The organism is Campylobacter ornithocola, from assembly GCF_013201605.1.
GTDB lineage: Bacteria > Campylobacterota > Campylobacteria > Campylobacterales > Campylobacteraceae > Campylobacter_D > Campylobacter_D ornithocola.
This window is the reverse complement of record NZ_CP053848.1, coordinates 1,118,304-1,135,575: the sequence shown is the minus strand read 5'-3', so window position 1 is coordinate 1,135,575 and position 17,272 is coordinate 1,118,304. Positions and strand designations below refer to the sequence as shown.

Genomic DNA, 17,272 nt, shown 5'->3' with positions numbered 1-17,272 from the left:
TTTAATCGTGATTTTTATTCTTTTTAATACTTCTTGTCATCATAAAACTTTGCTCAAAAAATAAAAGCAAGGTTACACTTACTCCTACTGCTAAAGCTAGTGTTACTGAAAGCGTGGTAAAGAAATGGTCAAAAAATAAGATCAAAAAATTAGTTTTTTCGCTAATATTCTCTGAACGTATAAAAGAGATTAAATATAATATGGATTTGTAGGCATAAATTCCAGGTATCATGGGAATAAGAGCAGGAAATGCGATAATTTCAGCAGGTGTTTTAAAAATTTTAGCTAAAAATAAGCCAAGACAGCCAATACTAAATGAAGCTATGAATGTGGCAATAGCTAGGGTTTGAAAACCAAAATAAGCCATTAGTGTAAAGCGCAAACTATGAGCTATAGCTGCTAAAATAGCTGAAAGTATAAGAGTTTTAAAAGGTGGGTTGCACACATAGGCAAAACCAAAGCCTGTTAGAGCCGCAAAAAACATATCCCAAAGTATAGAATAATAATCAATCATCTCAAAATCCCAAAATCGTTGATACTTAGAGTGGTGTAAATTCCAATAGCAATACAGCATACTAATATTACTACACTAATAATACGACTAAGTCCCATGAGTATATGATCTTTTAAAATATCAATAATGGAATTTATAAAATAAACTCCAGGTATTAAGTATAATATACTAGAACCTAAGGCAACATTTGCTTCTTGAATGAGTTTTAAATCTACTCCAAAAAATACAATAAAAGAAGATAAAAATGAACAAAGAATATATTGAATTCTTAAGTCAATTTTTATTCTAGTGAGTAAAATTCTCAAGCTAAAACCCACTAAAGTTGCTAAAAACACAAATAAGCATCCATAAAAATCTCCACCAAAAAGTTTACAAAATGCTGAATTTGCCACGGAAGCAAAAAATAAATTAGCCAAAAAAGGAGCCTTTTTAATTTGTGTAAGTTTAAAAAGAGAAAGTTTAGCTTCTTCTAAATTATACTTATGATCGTGAATTTGCCAACTTAATGCACTAAGTTCTAAAATTAATTTGAAATTAACATGATTGTGCTTATTAGGTATGATATAGGTTCTTTGTATAGAGCTATCTTCTTTATCAAAAATATTTAGCGTAGTATGATGAAAGAAAAAATTCATATTTATTTCATAACCGTATGCATTAGCTATTCTCCCAACGCATTTTGCAACTCTAGCTGTGTAAGTTCCAGCACTTAGAAAAACACTAATGTATTCGATTAAAAAATTTGTTAAATTTTGAATTGATGGTTTTTCCATAAATATTCTTTAAAATAATTTTTATAGGATTTTATCAAAATTAAAATATAAAATCTTATAAAATTAAAAAGATTTTAGAAAAAATTGTGGAAAGTCGTACTCACTTTTTTGAAAAGTATAGATTAAATTTTCACTTGGATAAGTGATTTTTTTAACATTTGTTTTTTTCTTCTGTTTAGAAATTTTTTCTAACATTGTAGGTAGTTCTTTATTGATTAAAGTTTTTAAAGACATACCCATACCATGCTCTAAATTTTTAATAAATTTTCCATCAATTTGATCTTTGTTTTTAATTATTGTTAAATGGGCATCAAAACCAAGTTTTTTTAGTAATTCATAAAGTTGAATTTTATCTTCTGGCGGAGCTATTCTTGTATCATATACACTATGATAAGATCTGTATATAGGTCTTGGGTATTGTGCTTGAATTTGCAAGTGTTCTTCATCTAAAATATTACGAATTCTATAGTGTGCTTTTGAAAAGTATCGTGGAGAACTAGGATTGCTTGTAAAATGTGTTTTAGTGAAAAAGTTAAGTTTTAAATTTGCAAATCTTGAATTTATATCAAAAGCTTCAGAGTATTTTATAAAATTTATTTCCTTTGTAAAACCAATTAGGGGTAAGAAGGCTTTAGCATAAGATGAGTTGTCTATAACCCCATCAATTTCCCACGGCATTAATTTTGCCATTAGATGTGATACATATCCACCATGTGAGCTTCCAACGAGAATGGTAGGAAGTTGAGTAAGATCCCCCCCCCCTGTATTTTTAGAAGTAAAAAGATTATGATTTGTTTTAATATAAGATAAAACTTGTAAGCAATCTAGCGCTTGCATAATACCAAAATTTTGATATTCTTCATTTGGTGGTTCGCAGGTTAAGGATACATCTATGAGTTTATCTTTTGGGAGTTTATTTTTTGATTTTAATTCTGTAATTTCCGCATCTAAGAATTTTAAAACATCTTTATGACTATTGAAATATTTATTATTAATATCTATTTGACAAGTATTGCAAATAGTAGCGATGATGTTTTTATCAAATTCATCTAATATTAATTTAGCACCATTTTGTGGCCTACAATGTACGCAAAAATAATTTACACTTACACAAATTACATCGTGGTTTTCTAAAACTCTATAAATAAGTTTGTTTTGATATGTATCGTTGATATCGCTACCTAAGCCGGGTAAAAGAAAAACTATAGCTTTAACCTCTTTTTCATCATCATAATCGATTCTAAAATTTAATAAAGATTGTCTTTGGATGTTAAGTTCTATATCATCAAAAGATGGAATTTGGAAAAATTTAGTTTGAAGCATGTCTTTTCCTTTTTTGTATATAGATATAAATAGCTAAAATCACCCCAGTAAAAATAATACAAGCAATAACAATTAAATGTAGATATTCTTTAATTAAATCTTCATTTTTTCCTAAAACATAGCCCAGTATAAGTAAAATCAAACACCAAATACCAGCTCCTAAGCTAGTATAAAATATAAATTTTTTTAGATTCATTCTCGCAAGTCCAGCAGGTAGGGAAATGTATTGACGTAAACCAGGGATTAATCTTCCGCTAAAAGTAGAGATTTCTCCATGTTTGTTAAAAAACGCTTCAAATTGAGTAAATTTTATTTCATTAACTCCAAAGTATTTGCATATTTTTAAAACAACATTACGTCCTAAAAAATAACACAAATAATAATTAAGCAAAGCCCCCAAAAGAGCTCCGAAAGTCCCACAAAGTAAACACAACCAAAAGTTAAGCTCATTTTGATGAGCCAAATATCCAGCAGGTATCATTACCACTTCACTAGGAAAAGGAAAAAAGGAACTTTCAATAAACATAAGAAAAATAATCCCCCAATAACCCCAATCTTTAGCAAGAGTAAGTAAAAAGTCAATAATATCAGCAAGCATATAAGTAACCTTTATTTTTTAAACTAATAATATAAATTTAGTTTTAATGTTTTAAAAATACAGCATAGCTTTTGCACAAATGACTATTAAAATGCATAAAATTAATGCAATCAAATGAGATTTTAAAGGATCTTTTCTTTTTAAAACTTTTATAAAAAATAAAGAATAGGAAGTTAAAACCAGCATTGTTACTAGTAATGAAAGCTTAATGAATAAAAATATTCCAAAATTACTTGCAAAAAAATCCCAAAAAGAGTTAATTTCATAAAAACTCAAAAGATAAATTCCGCTAAAGAAAAGCAAGATAAAAATACTAGCAAAAATAATAATACTTGATTTAGTATAGGCTTTTTTAATTTTATCGCAATCTTCTTTGCTTTCGTGTTTATAAGCAAAATGATAAACACACACATCAAAAAATACATAAGCTATAAAAAATATAGCACAGACAAGATGAATACAAATAAAAATAAAATGCATAATTAATCTCCTTAAAAAATCATAGCACAATTTTAAGGAGATGTAAAATTAAAGTTTTTCTAAAATTTGGATAGTTTTGATTTTATCTCCTGCTCTAATACTATCCAACACCTCTAAACTTTCTTTATCTTCAGGATTAATTTGTCCAAAAATAGTATGCACTCCATCTAAATGAGGTTGTGGACTATGGCAAATGAAAAATTGCGATCCGCCTGTATCTCTACCAGCATGAGCCATAGATAAACTGCCTCTTAAGTGTTTGTGTTTTTGTCCATCGCATTCACATTCTATCTCATAGCCAGGTCCACCTGAACCTATACCATAAGGACAACCACCTTGTATCACAAAATTTGGAATTACACGATGAAAAATAAGTTCATCATAAAAACCATCGTTGGCTAAATTTGCAAAATTGCACACAGTTTGTGGTGTTTCATTGGGAAATAATTCTAACTTCATATCACCTTTTTCGGTGCTAATAATGGCAAAATTATATTTTTTAGCATCTTTTATATCGATTTTTTTAAGCATAATTGCTCCTATTCTATGTTGGTGTAAACTGCTTGTACATCATCATCATCTTCTAATTTATCAAGCAATTTTTCAATATCAAGAAGTTGTTCTTCGCTAAAACTTACAGGATTATTTGCAAGGTACTCAAGTCCTGCTTTTTTAAGCACTAAACCTTTTTTTTCTATAGCATTGCTAAGCTCACCAAAAGCGGTATAATTGCCTATAACTAGTAATTCTTCGTCATTTTGTTCAAGTTCTTCAAGTCCAGCATCAATGAGTTCTAGTTCTAGTTCTTCTAAATCTCCGTCGTATTTTTCAAGATGAAAAACTGCCTTATGTGAAAACATAAAAGTTAAAGAGCCATTTTGTAAAATTTCTCCACCATTTTTGCTAAAAATAGCTTTTACATTTGCTACTGTACGTGTAGGATTATCACTCATGCATTCAACAATAACTAAAGCTCCATGTGCTGCTTTTCCTTCATAGTGGATATTTTTAATATCAGCACTATCTTTTCCACTTGCTCTTTTAATAGCTGCATCGATATTGTCTTTTGGCATATTATTAGCTTTTGCAGTAGCTATGGCACTACGAAGCTTCGGGTTCATATCAGGATCAATTCCGCCTTCTTTTGCTGCTACTTGTATAGCCTTTGCAAGTTTTGGAAAAAGTTTGCTCATTTTATCCCATCTTGCTTCTTTAGAGGCTCTGCGATATTCAAACGCTCTTCCCATAAATTCTCTCTTTCTTGTATTGTTTTAAATTTAAAAGTATAGACTAAGAAGTCTAAATTTGATTTTAAATAACATTATGTTAATATATTTAATATTAAAACAAATATATTTGAAATATCTCACGACAAAATTTTAATTAAATAAACAAGGAAAACTATTATGAAATTAAAAAAAGAGGTTTTAACTGCATGGTTTTTTTTAATAGGGGCAATTGTTTTTGAGGTAATTGGAACAAGCTTCTTAAAAATGGAAAATAAAATTTTCGGTTATGTGTTTATGTCTTTATTTATTGCTTTTTCATATTTTCTTATGGGATTGGCTGTAAGAAAAATTCAAGTAGGTATAGCTTATGCTGTTTGGGAACTTTTGGGGATGGTGTTGATACTTTTGGTATCATTTTTACTTTTTAATGAGAGTTTAACAAATTATCAAATTTTAGGAATTCTTCTGTCTATAATCGGGATAATAATGATTAACTTGGGTGAGGTAAAAGAGAAATGAAATTTTACTTATTAATTATTATTATATCTGCTATTTTAGATATTATAGCTAATTTGTTATTAAAAAAATCAGAAGGATTTAAGTTTAAAATTTGGGGTATTAGTGCTATTGTGTGTGCTATATTAGCATTCTTTTTATTATCGTTTAGTTTGAAGTATATTCCTTTAAGTATTGCGTATTCTACATGGGGTGCTATTGGTATTCTTGGAACTTGTTTAGGTGGATGGATTTTATATAAAGAAAAATTAAATAAAATTGGTTTAATTGGTGTTGTTGTAGTAATTATTGCTGTTATTTTATTGAATTCTTAAAATATGGAGAAAATATGTTAATTAAAACTAAAAATATCAATTGTCAAAGTTGTGTAAATTTAATCAAAGCTTCATTAGAAGATAAATTTGGCACTATACAAATAGATGTTGAAAATAAAAGCATAGAGATTGATCTGAATGCAGAGCAAATTGAAGAATTTATAAAGCAATTGCAAGATTTAGGTTTTGAAATAGATGAAGCATGAGTTAAAATTAAAAATAGGCAATATGACTTGTGTTAATTGCTCTAATGCTATAGAAAAAGTTTGTGCAAAAATTGATGGAGTAGAAGATGTAAGTGTTTCTTATGTCAATTCTAGCGGAGTATTTTTGCTTAAAGATTTATCATTGGAAGCAAAAATTAAAGAAAAAATCGAAACTTTGGGTTTTGAAATATTACAAGAAGAGCAAAATTTATACGAGTTTAAACTCCAAGAGCTTAAAAATATGAAAATAAAGCTTATTATAAGTATAATCTTAAGCTTTATTGTAATGTATTTTGAAATGTTTGTTCAAGGAAATACTTCTGCTTTGATTCAAATGTTTTTATCTATGATAGCGATTTTTTATTGTGGAAAAGGTTTTTTTATCCATGCTCTTAAAGGATTAAGGTATAAAAATTTAGATATGAATACCTTGATATCCTTAGGTGCTTTTACTTCTTTTATATATTCTTTTCTTGTATATTTTGAGGTATTTAGTAAAGATGGTTATTTGTATTTTAGTGGCGGAGCGATGATTGTAAGCTTTGTTTTATTAGGTAAATATCTAGAAGAAAAGGCCAAATTTAAATCTTTAGAGTATCAAAACAAATTAAAAAATATAGATATTAAAAATGCTAATATAATTTTAGAAGATGGAAGTATAAAAGTCATACCTAGTGTTTTTGTGAAAAAAGATGATGTGATTTTGGTAAAAGAGGGTGAAAGTGTTGTTGCTGATGGGGTGGTTATAGCAGGTGAAGCTGAGATTGATGTGAGTTTTTTAACAGGAGAGTTTTTACCACTTTTGAAAAAACAAGGTGATGAAATTTTAGCAGGAAGTGTGTTGATCAATGGAAATTTAAAGATTAAAGCTAGTAAAAAGGCGATTGAAAGTTCATTGGAGCAAATTAAAGATCTTGTTTTTAAAGCAGGCAATGTAAAAACACCTTTAGCAAATTTAGCTAATAAAATTTCAGCATATTTTGTAGCTTGCATTATTGTCTTATCACTTTTTGTATTTATTTTTTGGTATTTCAAAGAAGGAATTAACACAGCATTTTTACATGCTTGTGCTACGCTTTTAATTTCTTGTCCTTGTGCTTTGGGCTTAGCAACTCCTATAGCTATAGTGAGTGCTTTAGCAAATGGTGCAAAAAATTTTATCTTAGTGAAAAATCCAGTGGTATTAGAGAGTTTATCTAGTATAAAACTTGCTGTTTTTGATAAGACAGGTACTTTAAGTCAAGATGATTTAAGTATTTATAAGCATAATCTTACTCAAGAAGATTTTCAAAAACTCACAGAAATTGAAAATTTAAGCTCCCATCCTATTGCAAAGGCTTTTGCTAAAGAACTGAATGTAAAATTAAATTTACAAGGAAAATTGGACATTTTGGTAGGCAGTGGTTTGTTTTATCAAGAAAATGATGATGAGTATTTAATAGGTAATGAAAAATTAATGCTTGAAAATGGCGTTGATATACAAAAAAACAAACAATTTTTACAAGAATTTGAAGATCAAGCGCCTATATGTTTGTATTTTGTGAAAAATAAAATTTGTCTTGGTGGAGTTTGTTTACAAAATAAACTTAAAAACGAAGCTAAAGACTTGATAGCAAATTTAAAACAAAAAGGTATAAAGAGTGTTATTTTAAGTGGAGATAATGAAAAAAGTGTTGCTAAGACGGCAAATGAATTAGATATCGATGAGTATTATTCTGACTTAAAACCTGAACAAAAGCTTGAATTTATAAAAGAAAAAACGAAAAAAGAAAAAGTTCTTTTTATAGGAGATGGTATTAATGACGCACCTGCTTTAAATTTAGCTAATGTAAGTATAAGTTTTTCCAAAGCAAGTGAACTTGCTAAAAAAAGTGGGGATTTGATTTTAATAAAAGATGATTTATCTTTAATAGCTTATTGTTTTAAGCTTTCTCAAAGAACTAAAAACATTATCAAGCTTAATCTTTTTTGGGCTTTTATTTATAATGCTTTATGTATTCCTATTGCAGCAGGTTTTGTGCCATTTATAAGTCTTAGTCCACATTTGGCAGCTTTAGCAATGTGTTTTAGCTCGGTAACAGTTGTATTGAATTCTTTAAGATTGCGTTAGATATTTTAGTTTTATTATTATATTAATATAATTTTAACAAAAGGAGTATCACGATGATATTGCAATTGTGATTTTTCTATGACGAATATAGTAAGATATTCTAAAATGATTATCTTGCTTATACTTGCCTCTTTAGTGGCTATTGTTGTTTTTGGTAATATAACTGATTATAGTTCAAGTTTTCAGTTTGTAAAGTATTGCTATGGGTATGGATACCAAACCTGATTATTTAGGTAATGCTATTATTTATATGGCTATTACAAATTTTACTGTTTATCATATTGCTTATATTATATTTACTTTGAAACTTTTATTATACTCACTGCTTTAAAGGTGCTTTAGATATGTTTATTGCAAGAAATTCAGATGTAAAAATTTTTCATAAAGCTAAAAAATTTGAAATTATTGCTTTAACTTGTTGTTGTTTGCTTTGGTTTTTTGGTTTTCAAGTGGTAGTTGTAGAGTGGTTTGGTATGTGGATGAGTAAAACATGGAATGGTTTGCCTGATGCTACTAGATTAGTAATTTATATGCTTTTAGCTTTAATTTATATTAGTATTAAAAACGATGATTGATTTATCAAACTCCTTTTAGGAGTTTGATTTTATAATTCATTAACAGCGCGATATGCTTGATCGATTGCTGAATGCATATAAGCTGACCAGTCAGAATCTGAATTTGCTATAACGATGTTGCCAAAAGGTTTTCTTGCAAGTTCTATAGTCTTTTGTACCTCTTCACTATCATCAAAAAGACTATTTTCTGTATATGAATAGCAATGTCCCCAACGATTTACAACTATAGCCTCAATATCTTTTTCATGATTAAATCCAGCTGAACCTAGCATACCTTGGAGTTGATCGCGAATAATTTTCTCATGCTCTTCAAAACTCATGGTAAATAATAAATTTCTACCCACTCTAGCTCTATCTCTTGCATCCATTCCATCAAGATCAATCCCTTGGATATTTGCAAAAGCTAAAGGGGAACAAACCATGTGAACACAAATAGGCTTTTTAGGATCTCTTGGGTGATGATATCCTCCCATATCCACAGGATAATCAAGTTTAGTTCTAGCATAAGGCATTTTTGGCGAATAAATTTCATGAACCCCAAGTTTTATAAATGGTTCCCAGTTACTTATGATAACTTTAGTGTGCAAAAGAGAGGTTTTTACGTTTTTACTTAATGCATCTTTTTGATCTTGTGGCATGCTTGGTACTATATATGGAATCATGCTATTATAATTTGCCATTACAACTTTTTTAGCTTTTACTCTATAATTTTTACCTTTATTAACGTAAGTTACTAAAGCCCCATCTTTTGTATTTTCTACATTTATAACAGTACTATTTAATCTTAAACGTACTTTGTTTTTAGCAAGATCAAGCTTAGAATAATCAAAATGAGCCAGAGTAATCTCATCCATATTCTTACCTTTTTTTGACACATCAGGAATCAATCTTCTAACCATTAATCTAGCAACAGTAGCATTACCATCAGCACAGTGGTAGATATATGGTTCTTCCATTTCAGCTAATGCTTCTCCTTCGATTGGATCAAGTCCAAGTTTATTAAAACCAGGCAGGAAAGAAACTCTAGCATCTTCACAAGAAACAGCATCAATTCCTAAAGCTAAAAAGTCATCTGTCATACCTTCAAAGAATTTTACAGCTTGCGGTGAAAGTTTAACTTTTTCTTCTAAGAATTTTTTATAGCTTGTTTTTGCTACATACTCATCTCTTTGTTTTTTATTCATACCTTTTAAATAGTCTTTTTCGCTTTTAAATAAAGCAATAAGATCTTTTTTATCTTTATCATTAAGTGGAAAATCACCTATAAAGGCTTCAATGCTTCTTCCATTGTTTTTTTCTTCAGGAATATCATCACAAATTACTTTTCTAGGATTACCATTTACAACTTTGTCTACTCCAAATTCAGCTTTAGAAAAATACACACCTCTGCTAAGTTTTAAATCAGGATAAAAATTTACATCAAAACGTTTAGCAAGCTCATCAATATCTACACCTAAAGACGATAGTAAACCTACCACTTCTTTAGAATATAATGCCTTTGGCGATTGGAAAGTTTCACTACCGCCATAACTTAAAATAGTGCCATCTTCTAATTCTATTTCATTTCTTCTAGCGTGTCCACCAAAGTCATCGTGATTATCAAGAATAAGAATTTTTTTATCTTTTCCAAATTTGTTTTGATAAAAGCAAGCTGCGGCTAAACCACTAATACCTGCTCCAACAACAACTAAGTCGTATTCTTGTTTAGGTTTAATAACACTAAAATTAAATTTTTCACCATCTCTTAACATATGTGCAAATTCATAACTTGCATTATTACTACCCCTTAATCCAAGCCACTTTGGCGGGTAGTATTCTTTGGTAAAATCTTCGATTTTGGCTTCTTTACCGTATAATACCTGCAAAGGAGTCATTCCTGCAAGTATAGTTAAAGCCATTCCATTTAAAAAGTCTCTTCTTTGCATGATTGTCCTTAAAATAAGATATATTAAATCTTATTTTAAGGATATGTTTATATTTTTATTCTTAAAATATTTTTTGAATGTGGTTTTTTTATGAAAAAGTTACTTTTTTTCTCTTTTTATAATTTTTCCATACTTTAAAAAGTATAAAAACTAATGCTATACTTAGGACTAAAAAATGTGAAATTTGTGGTATTTTTGCAGATAAAAAATAATGCCAAGATGCTATTAAAAAGCAAAAGTAACCTAGTTTTCTTATTTTGCTTAATTTTTTAAAAAGTTTAAAAGAACTTATAAACATTAGTGCGAGTATAAAAAAGCTTATAAAACCACTAAAGTCTAAATTTTTATTAAAAGTATCTTTGAAAAAAAGTATTAAATCTAAATTTTTACTAAAAGCAAAGTAATTAAAAAAGTGAATCAAGGTCCAAAAAAATGCATAAAAACCTAAAATTTTAGGGTAATCTTTTGTGTATTTATACTTTAAAAGTGAAAAAAATAGGCTTAATCCAAAAAAGATTAAGCCAAATATACCACTATAAAAATACACAGATTTTACAATATCAAATTCTTGCATGATTTGATAAATACTAAAAATAATACTTAAAGCAAAAGCTAAAAATCCACCGATATTATAAACTTTTTTGCTCATTAAAAATTAACCTTTAAGTCCATATCTTTATACAAATGCGCTACTTCTTTTTCATAACCATTAAACATTTGCGTAGGCTTAGTGAAAAAATCTCCCAAAGGACGCTCATTTGCTTGAGACCATCTTGGATGAGAAACATTTGGATTAACATTAGCATAAAAACCATATTCTCTAGGGTTTGCTAGCTCCCATGTGGTTTTAGGTTGTTCTTTAGTAAATTCTATTTTTACAATAGATTTGATACTTTTAAAACCATATTTCCATGGAACTACAAGGCGAATCGGCGCTCCATTTTGTCCTAATAAAGGCTTTTTATACATACCTACAGCCATAAGTGTTAGCGGATGCATAGCTTCATCTAATCTTAAACCCTCTACATAAGGATAATCAAGAGTTGGGAAAAATGAAGCTTGATCGGCAAATTGATTTTTATCAAAAAGAGTGGTAAATTTTATAAATTTAGCCTCACTTTTTACTTTACATTTTTCTATTAAAGCACGCAATTCAAAACCAACCCAAGGTACTACCATAGACCAAGTTTCAACACAACGAAATCTATAAATTCTCTCTTCTAAAGGAAAGGTTAATAAATCTTGCATAGTTAAAGTTAAAGGCTCTTCAACTTCTCCACTAACTTCTATTTTCCAATCCTTTGTATTGAAATTTTTTGCAAGCTCAACAGCTCTTTTTTTGTCAGTAGAAAATTCATAAAAATTAACATAATTAGTCGCAATTTTTTCATCGCTAAGTTTTAATTTTTCATTGTTAGGATCAGGAAAGAAATTTAATGCCATTAATTCAGATTGGACTAAGGCTGAACTAACCAAAGCTCCAGCACCTAGTTTTAAAAAATAGCGTCTTTTATTATATAATTGTTCGTTTGTGATATTCATAAAAATCCTTTATATGTTTTATGATATTAAAACATATAAAGGAAAATAAAAGGATAATTTTTATTATTTTATAAAAAATATTTTTAAAAAATTACCTCATTATTTTCAGATAGAGCAGGGTTGTTTTTTGGAAATGGAGAGGTATTGGTGTAATACTCTCTTTGTTTTTCATAAATTCCTTGATAAACTCCTTTTGGAATGGTAAATTTTCTAGCACTATCAGGATAAAGTTCTAAGTATTTTGTTAAAAATTCTTTAAAAACCGGAGCAGCAGTTCTTGCGCCACCTTCTACTTGTTTCATAGGTTTATTATCATCATTACCATACCAAATGATAGCTTCTATCTCAGGAGTTAATCCGCAAAACCATGCATCAATGCTTTTATTTGAAGTGCCAGTTTTTCCAGCTATTTCAATCCCTTCCACTCTAGCATTGCGCCCAGTTCCTTTTTTAACAACATTTTGCATCATATCATTAACTAAAAAGGCTTGTTCAGGCTCGCTGATTTTTCTTTCTCCAGAGTTAAATTCTACCACTATTTTGTCATTTTTATCGATTACTCTTTTAATGAGTATTAAATCTTTTTGCACACCATAATTTCCAAATATTGTATAAAGTTTAGCATAATCATAAATAGAAATCCCAAAGCTACCTAAAACTATAGATAAATCTATTGGTATATTTTCAAAACCCATAAAGCTAAGCTTATCATGGATTACATCAAGTCCTAAAGCAAGAGCTAAATTTATAGTAGCTAGGTTTCTTGATCCAGTTAGTGCTTCTTTTAAACTTATAAGTCCTAGAAATTTTCCACCAAAATTTTTAGGTTTCCAGTCTTTTTCGTCTTTTTTGGTGCTTTCAAAGATTCTTGAAATATCAGCAACCTTACTCATAGGAGAATAGCCCATATCAATGGCAATTTGGTATAAAAAAGGCTTAAAAGAACTTCCAGGTTGTCTTAAGCTTTGGGTGGCGCGATTAAAATTACTTTTTGCATAATTTATCCCACCCACTAAAGCTAAAATATCCCCATTTTGATGATTTGCTACCACCATAGCTCCATTTAATGTGCTTAAATTTGCATCTTTATCTCTTTTTACTATCTCATCATAACCAAATTTTAAAGCTTCTCTTGCAATGTTTTGAACATCAAGATCGATAGCAAGTTCTATTTTATAACCACCGCTTTTTAAGTCTTTAATTCCACTTAGTTGTTTTAAAACTTCTTGGGTAACATAAGGAGCTGCATTTTGTGTTAAAGTGTCATCATATACCTTTGGTATTTCTTTTAAAGCACTTTCATACTCTTCTTTAGAAATCCAACCAAGATTATACATTCTTTGCACTACGCTATTTGCTCTAGCTAAAGAAAGATCTAAGTGTCTGGTGGGATCATAAGTACTTGGAGCCTTTGGCATACCTACTAAAATAGCAATTTCTTTTAAGCTAAGTTCGTCTAAATTTTTTCTAAAATATCCAAGTGCAGCAGTTTTTACTCCATAATATCCATGTCCAAAGAAGATGAAATTTAAATATCTTTCTAAAATTTGTTCCTTAGTTAAAGTGCTTTCTATCTTATAAGCAAGCAAAGCTTCTTTTAGCTTTCTGCTTAAAGTACGCTCTGGGGTTAATTCTGTGTTTTTTATAAATTGTTGTGTAAGGGTGGAAGCTCCTTCCATAGTTTTTCCACCACTTCTTATGATTTTAATAGCTGCTCTAAAAATCGCATCTATATTAACCCCACCATGTTCAAAAAAACTAGTATCTTCTATAGCTATTAAAGCTTCTATAAGTCTTGGTGGGAGTTCTTCATAAGGAGCATAAAAGCGGTGTTGCTCGAAAATATTTGCAACTAATTTTCCATTTTTATCAAAAATTTGTGTTGTAAGAGGTGGTTTGTAATCTTTAAAGGTGTATTGATTTAAATCAGAATCAGAAAATAAATATGCAATAAATATAAAAATTCCAACCATGCATACTATACAAAATGAAAGAAATGTTTTTAAAATTTTTATCATAAAAATGCTTTCAAAAGTTCTATGTTAAGACCTAATGCCGTACTTTGATGACCTATAATTTTTTTAATGTATTTTTTATGAAATCCCTCGCACATCACAGCTCCGGCTTTACCTTGGTAAAGTTTTGAGTCAATGTATTCTTGCATGTCTTTTAAATCAAATTTATCTAGAATCAAATTGCATTTGCTAAGATTAAAAATCTTTTTATTTTCTAAAACTAAAATCATTGCACTTAAAACACTAATACTTTTACCGCTTTGCAAATTAAGCATATTAAAAGCTTCGTTATCACTTTTGGCTTTAGTAAGAATGATATTTTGAGTACAAACTATACTATCAGCAAATAAAACATTTTTTAAATCAGGATATTTTGCAAAAAACTGTCTTTCTTTTTCTAAAACAATTTTTTGCACATAAGAGTTTGGATTATCTTTTTTTACTAAATTCTCATCATAATCTATGATAATTTGATCAAAAGCAATATTTGCTTCTTTTAGTAGAGCAACGCGCGAAGGTGAACTTGAAGCTAAATAAAGCATTAAGCAAGACTTTCTTCTATGATTTTTTTAGCATGATTAAGTGCTTGTTCTATTTTGTCTGTATCTTTACCACCAGCTGTTGCAAAATCATCTCTTCCACCACCATTTCCACCAAGCATTTGTGCGATTTCTTTTACTAAAACACCAGCTTTTAGCGAAGCTTCTTTTACACCTGCTGCGATGATGATTTTACCTTCTTTTTCTTGTAAAAGTAAAATCACAGCCTTGCTAAATTTGTTTTTAAACTCATCTATCATAGTTTTTATATCACCACTACCTATTTTTTGCACACAATATTGAATACCACTTAATTCTTTAGAGTTTAACTCTACTTTGTTTGAATTTTTTAATTCATTTTTTAAACTAGCTATTTCATTTTTTAATCTTGCTACATAGTTTAAAATATCATGAGTTTTTAATTCTTCTTTAGTTTGGTTAAGTTCTTTTAAATTTTCACTAACATAATCAAGTGCAGCTTTGCTCACAACTGCTTCTATCCTTCTAACTCCAGCACTAACCCCGCTTTCTTTGATGATATAAAAACTTCCTATTTCAGAGCTATTTTTTACGTGAGTACCGCCGCAAAGTTCTTTACTAGCTCCTAGGGTTAAAACTCTTACTTTATCTTGGTATTTTTCACTAAATAAAGCTATGGCACCACTTTTTTTAGCTTCATCTAAATCTAAAATTTCAATTTTAGCTTCATTTGCTTGTATGATGTAGGCATTAACCAATACTTCTATTTGATTTAATTCTTCTTTACTTAGAGCTTTTGGGTGAGTAAAGTCAAATCTTAGTTTATTATGCTCTACTAAAGAGCCTGCTTGACTAATGTGTGAACCAAGAATTTCTCTCAAAGCGTGGTGCAATAAATGTGTTGCACTATGATGTCTTGCGATTTGCTCTCTTTTTTTAGTATCTATGCAAGCTAACACTTCATCATTTGTCTTAAGATCTTGTTTTAGTTTCACTTGACTAAGATTAATATCAAAGAATTTTTGTGTATCCAAAACTTCGTTTTCATTGATATAGCCTATATCAGCACTTTGGCCTCCGCTTGTTGCGTAAAATGGAGTTTTTTCAAGCATTAACCACACTAATTTTCCTACTTTAGCTTCAGTTAAGATTTTAAAATTTTCATCTAAAATAGCTATAATTTTAGTTTTTTCTTCATAATTTTCATAGCCACTAAAAGTATTTTTGCCAAATTTTTCTAGTAAAATTTTAAAATCTCCGCTAATTGCTTTATCCCCACTTCCTTTCCAAGAAGCTTTAGCTCTATCTTTTTGTTCTTGCATAAGCTTGTTAAATTTAGTCTCATCTACACTAAGATTTTTTTCTCTTAACATATCCTGAGTTAAATCAAGCGGAAAACCATAAGTATCGTAAAGTTTAAAAGCAACTTCACCACTGAATATATCTTTAGTTTTTTTAAGTTCTTCGTTAAAAATTTCTATACCATTTTCAATGGTGCTTAAAAATCTTTCTTCTTCAAGTTTGATTTGTTCTTTGATAAATTCTTTTTTTTCATTTAAGTAAGTATAGTGTCCACCCATTAACTCGCAAACTACATCTACAAGCTCATACATAAAAGCTCTTTTAAGACCTAGTAAATATCCATGTCTTAAGGCACGACGCATAATTCTTCTTAAAACATAACCTCTGCCTTCTTTGTCAAAGCCAACTCCTTGAGCAAGTAAAAATACACTTGATCTAATGTGATCAGCTATTACTCTATAACTAGCTCCGCTTTCATAAGTATAAGTTTTACCGCAAAGTTTTGCTATTTTTTCAATAATTGGCATAAACAAAGAACTATCAAAATTACTAAATTTCCCTTCTTTTATAGCGCTAACTCTTTCAAGTCCCATACCTGTATCAATGCTTGGTTTTGGCAGTGGAGTAAGCGTTCCATCAGCACTTCTTTCATACTGCATGAAAACTAGGTTCCAAATTTCTAAGAATCTATCTCCATCGCCACCCATATAGTCTTCGCTAGAATTAAAATGCTCAGCACCCTGATCGTAAAAAATTTCACTACAAGGTCCACATGGTCCAGTATCGCCCATTTGCCAAAAATTATCTTTATCACCAAATTTATAAATTCTTTCTTTTGCTATATGTTTTTGCCAAAGTTCGTATGCCTCATCATCGCTTTCATGGACAGTTACATATAATCTTTCTTTAGGTAATTTTAAAACTTCAGTTACAAATTCCCAAGCATAAGCAATAGCTTGTTCTTTAAAATAATCTCCAAAACTAAAATTCCCAAGCATTTCAAAAAAGGTATGATGGCGTGCTGTATAGCCTACATTATCTAAGTCATTATGTTTCCCACCAGCTCTTATACAAGTTTGACAACTTGTCTTGCGAGGAGGTTTAGGGCGTGGTACTTCTCCTGTAAATATACTTTTAAAAGGCACCATACCTGCATTAGTAAAAAGTAAGGTTGCATCATCAGGTACTAAAGGACTTGAAGGGGTGATTTCGTGTCCTTTTGATTTAAAAAATTCTAAATACTCTTTTCTTATATCCATAGATTTTCCTAGCTAGTTTTTTGCTTAAAATAATACCAAAAATACTTTAAATTAAGTAAAACTATCTTATAAT

At 29.4% G+C, this 17,272-nt stretch carries 18 protein-coding genes and 1 pseudogene; 6 read left to right on the top strand and 13 right to left on the bottom strand.

All coding sequences use genetic code 11. The annotated features are described in order from the left end of the window. Position 1: 1 nt before the first annotated feature. The 7 genes from CORN_RS05865 to CORN_RS05835 all read right to left on the bottom strand — a co-directional run bounded on the left by CORN_RS05865 (position 2) and on the right by CORN_RS05835 (position 4,935). Positions 2-514, bottom strand: coding sequence for a threonine/serine exporter family protein (locus tag CORN_RS05865; protein WP_066008758.1), 513 nt, complete (start codon positions 512-514; stop codon positions 2-4). Next, positions 511-1,287 carry a threonine/serine exporter family protein gene (locus CORN_RS05860; protein WP_066008759.1) on the bottom strand — a complete coding sequence of 259 codons (777 nt, stop codon included), beginning with the start codon at positions 1,285-1,287 and terminating at the stop codon, positions 511-513. Before CORN_RS05860 ends, CORN_RS05865 begins: the two co-directional genes overlap by 4 nt. 63 nt (positions 1,288-1,350) lie before the next feature. Further along, the gene (locus CORN_RS05855; protein WP_066008760.1) at positions 1,351-2,610 is read right to left on the bottom strand and encodes a DUF2920 family protein; all 1,260 of its coding nucleotides are present in this window, start codon (positions 2,608-2,610) and stop codon (positions 1,351-1,353) included. Next, on the bottom strand, positions 2,597-3,208 hold the full coding sequence (locus CORN_RS05850) for a DedA family protein (protein WP_066008761.1): 612 nt from the start codon (positions 3,206-3,208) through the stop codon (positions 2,597-2,599). Before CORN_RS05850 ends, CORN_RS05855 begins: the two co-directional genes overlap by 14 nt. Before the next feature lie 51 nt (positions 3,209-3,259). Then, a complete protein-coding gene (locus CORN_RS05845) occupies positions 3,260-3,688 on the bottom strand; it encodes a hypothetical protein (RefSeq protein WP_066008762.1) in 429 nt (142 codons plus the stop codon). 48 nt (positions 3,689-3,736) lie between these two features. After that, positions 3,737-4,219: a peptidylprolyl isomerase gene (locus CORN_RS05840; protein WP_066008763.1), complete on the bottom strand. Its 483-nt coding sequence runs from the start codon at positions 4,217-4,219 to the stop codon at positions 3,737-3,739. A gap of 8 nt (positions 4,220-4,227) precedes the next feature. Continuing rightward, the gene (locus CORN_RS05835; RefSeq protein ID WP_066008764.1) at positions 4,228-4,935 is read right to left on the bottom strand and encodes a YebC/PmpR family DNA-binding transcriptional regulator; all 708 of its coding nucleotides are present in this window, start codon (positions 4,933-4,935) and stop codon (positions 4,228-4,230) included. Between the two features lie 159 nt (positions 4,936-5,094). Here CORN_RS05835 and CORN_RS05830 point away from each other — a divergent pair, with 159 nt between their 5' ends. The 6 genes and pseudogenes from CORN_RS05830 to CORN_RS08560 all read left to right on the top strand — a co-directional run. Continuing rightward, the gene (locus CORN_RS05830; RefSeq protein ID WP_066008765.1) at positions 5,095-5,436 is read left to right on the top strand and encodes a DMT family transporter; all 342 of its coding nucleotides are present in this window, start codon (positions 5,095-5,097) and stop codon (positions 5,434-5,436) included. After that, positions 5,433-5,747, top strand: a complete 315-nt coding sequence (locus CORN_RS05825) for a DMT family transporter (RefSeq protein WP_066008766.1) — start codon at positions 5,433-5,435, stop codon at positions 5,745-5,747. Before CORN_RS05830 ends, CORN_RS05825 begins: the two co-directional genes overlap by 4 nt. Before the next feature lie 14 nt (positions 5,748-5,761). Then, the gene (locus CORN_RS05820; protein WP_066008767.1) at positions 5,762-5,953 is read left to right on the top strand and encodes a heavy-metal-associated domain-containing protein; all 192 of its coding nucleotides are present in this window, start codon (positions 5,762-5,764) and stop codon (positions 5,951-5,953) included. Next, entirely contained in the window at positions 5,943-8,063 is a 2,121-nt protein-coding gene (locus tag CORN_RS05815; protein ID WP_066008768.1) for a heavy metal translocating P-type ATPase, read from the top strand. The genes CORN_RS05820 and CORN_RS05815 overlap by 11 nt, the downstream gene beginning before the upstream one ends. A 78-nt stretch (positions 8,064-8,141) precedes the next feature. Beyond that, positions 8,142-8,288, top strand: coding sequence for a DUF2165 family protein (locus tag CORN_RS08655; RefSeq protein ID WP_167348870.1), 147 nt, complete (start codon positions 8,142-8,144; stop codon positions 8,286-8,288). Positions 8,289-8,398: 110 nt separating this feature from the next. Beyond that, positions 8,399-8,638: pseudogene (locus tag CORN_RS08560) on the top strand (DUF2165 family protein); the annotation flags it as partial. A 29-nt stretch (positions 8,639-8,667) separates the two neighbouring features. Here the strand turns inward: CORN_RS08560 and CORN_RS05800 are convergent. The 6 genes from CORN_RS05800 to alaS all read right to left on the bottom strand — a co-directional run bounded on the left by CORN_RS05800 (position 8,668) and on the right by alaS (position 17,199). After that, positions 8,668-10,563 (bottom strand): flavin monoamine oxidase family protein, encoded by a 1,896-nt coding sequence (locus tag CORN_RS05800; RefSeq protein WP_066008770.1) that lies wholly within the window; start codon positions 10,561-10,563, stop codon positions 8,668-8,670. An 88-nt stretch (positions 10,564-10,651) separates the two neighbouring features. Next, complete coding sequence (locus CORN_RS05795; RefSeq protein ID WP_066008771.1) at positions 10,652-11,212, bottom strand: cytochrome b family protein; 561 nt, start codon at positions 11,210-11,212, stop codon at positions 10,652-10,654. Beyond that, positions 11,212-12,105: a protein-methionine-sulfoxide reductase catalytic subunit MsrP gene (msrP, locus tag CORN_RS05790; RefSeq protein WP_066008772.1), complete on the bottom strand. Its 894-nt coding sequence runs from the start codon at positions 12,103-12,105 to the stop codon at positions 11,212-11,214. Before msrP ends, CORN_RS05795 begins: the two co-directional genes overlap by 1 nt. Positions 12,106-12,188: 83 nt before the next feature. Next, a complete protein-coding gene (locus CORN_RS05785; RefSeq protein ID WP_066008810.1) occupies positions 12,189-14,120 on the bottom strand; it encodes a transglycosylase domain-containing protein in 1,932 nt (643 codons plus the stop codon). Further along, the gene (maf, locus tag CORN_RS05780) at positions 14,120-14,662 is read right to left on the bottom strand and encodes a septum formation inhibitor Maf (RefSeq protein WP_066008773.1); all 543 of its coding nucleotides are present in this window, start codon (positions 14,660-14,662) and stop codon (positions 14,120-14,122) included. The genes CORN_RS05785 and maf overlap by 1 nt, the downstream gene beginning before the upstream one ends. Continuing rightward, positions 14,662-17,199: an alanine--tRNA ligase gene (alaS, locus tag CORN_RS05775; RefSeq protein WP_066008774.1), complete on the bottom strand. Its 2,538-nt coding sequence runs from the start codon at positions 17,197-17,199 to the stop codon at positions 14,662-14,664. The genes maf and alaS overlap by 1 nt, the downstream gene beginning before the upstream one ends. Positions 17,200-17,272 lie beyond the last annotated feature (73 nt).

Coding starts and splice junctions, on each gene's coding strand:
- CORN_RS05865 (WP_066008758.1), bottom strand. CDS start 514: ATGATTGATTATTATTCTATACTTTGGGATATGTTTTTTGCGGCTCTA.
- CORN_RS05860 (WP_066008759.1), bottom strand. CDS start 1,287: ATGGAAAAACCATCAATTCAAAATTTAACAAATTTTTTAATCGAATAC.
- CORN_RS05855 (WP_066008760.1), bottom strand. CDS start 2,610: ATGCTTCAAACTAAATTTTTCCAAATTCCATCTTTTGATGATATAGAA.
- CORN_RS05850 (WP_066008761.1), bottom strand. CDS start 3,208: ATGCTTGCTGATATTATTGACTTTTTACTTACTCTTGCTAAAGATTGG.
- CORN_RS05845 (WP_066008762.1), bottom strand. CDS start 3,688: ATGCATTTTATTTTTATTTGTATTCATCTTGTCTGTGCTATATTTTTT.
- CORN_RS05840 (WP_066008763.1), bottom strand. CDS start 4,219: ATGCTTAAAAAAATCGATATAAAAGATGCTAAAAAATATAATTTTGCC.
- CORN_RS05835 (WP_066008764.1), bottom strand. CDS start 4,935: ATGGGAAGAGCGTTTGAATATCGCAGAGCCTCTAAAGAAGCAAGATGG.
- CORN_RS05830 (WP_066008765.1), top strand. CDS start 5,095: ATGAAATTAAAAAAAGAGGTTTTAACTGCATGGTTTTTTTTAATAGGG.
- CORN_RS05825 (WP_066008766.1), top strand. CDS start 5,433: ATGAAATTTTACTTATTAATTATTATTATATCTGCTATTTTAGATATT.
- CORN_RS05820 (WP_066008767.1), top strand. CDS start 5,762: ATGTTAATTAAAACTAAAAATATCAATTGTCAAAGTTGTGTAAATTTA.
- CORN_RS05815 (WP_066008768.1), top strand. CDS start 5,943: ATGAAGCATGAGTTAAAATTAAAAATAGGCAATATGACTTGTGTTAAT.
- CORN_RS08655 (WP_167348870.1), top strand. CDS start 8,142: ATGACGAATATAGTAAGATATTCTAAAATGATTATCTTGCTTATACTT.
- CORN_RS05800 (WP_066008770.1), bottom strand. CDS start 10,563: ATGCAAAGAAGAGACTTTTTAAATGGAATGGCTTTAACTATACTTGCA.
- CORN_RS05795 (WP_066008771.1), bottom strand. CDS start 11,212: ATGAGCAAAAAAGTTTATAATATCGGTGGATTTTTAGCTTTTGCTTTA.
- msrP (WP_066008772.1), bottom strand. CDS start 12,105: ATGAATATCACAAACGAACAATTATATAATAAAAGACGCTATTTTTTA.
- maf (WP_066008773.1), bottom strand. CDS start 14,662: ATGCTTTATTTAGCTTCAAGTTCACCTTCGCGCGTTGCTCTACTAAAA.
- alaS (WP_066008774.1), bottom strand. CDS start 17,199: ATGGATATAAGAAAAGAGTATTTAGAATTTTTTAAATCAAAAGGACAC.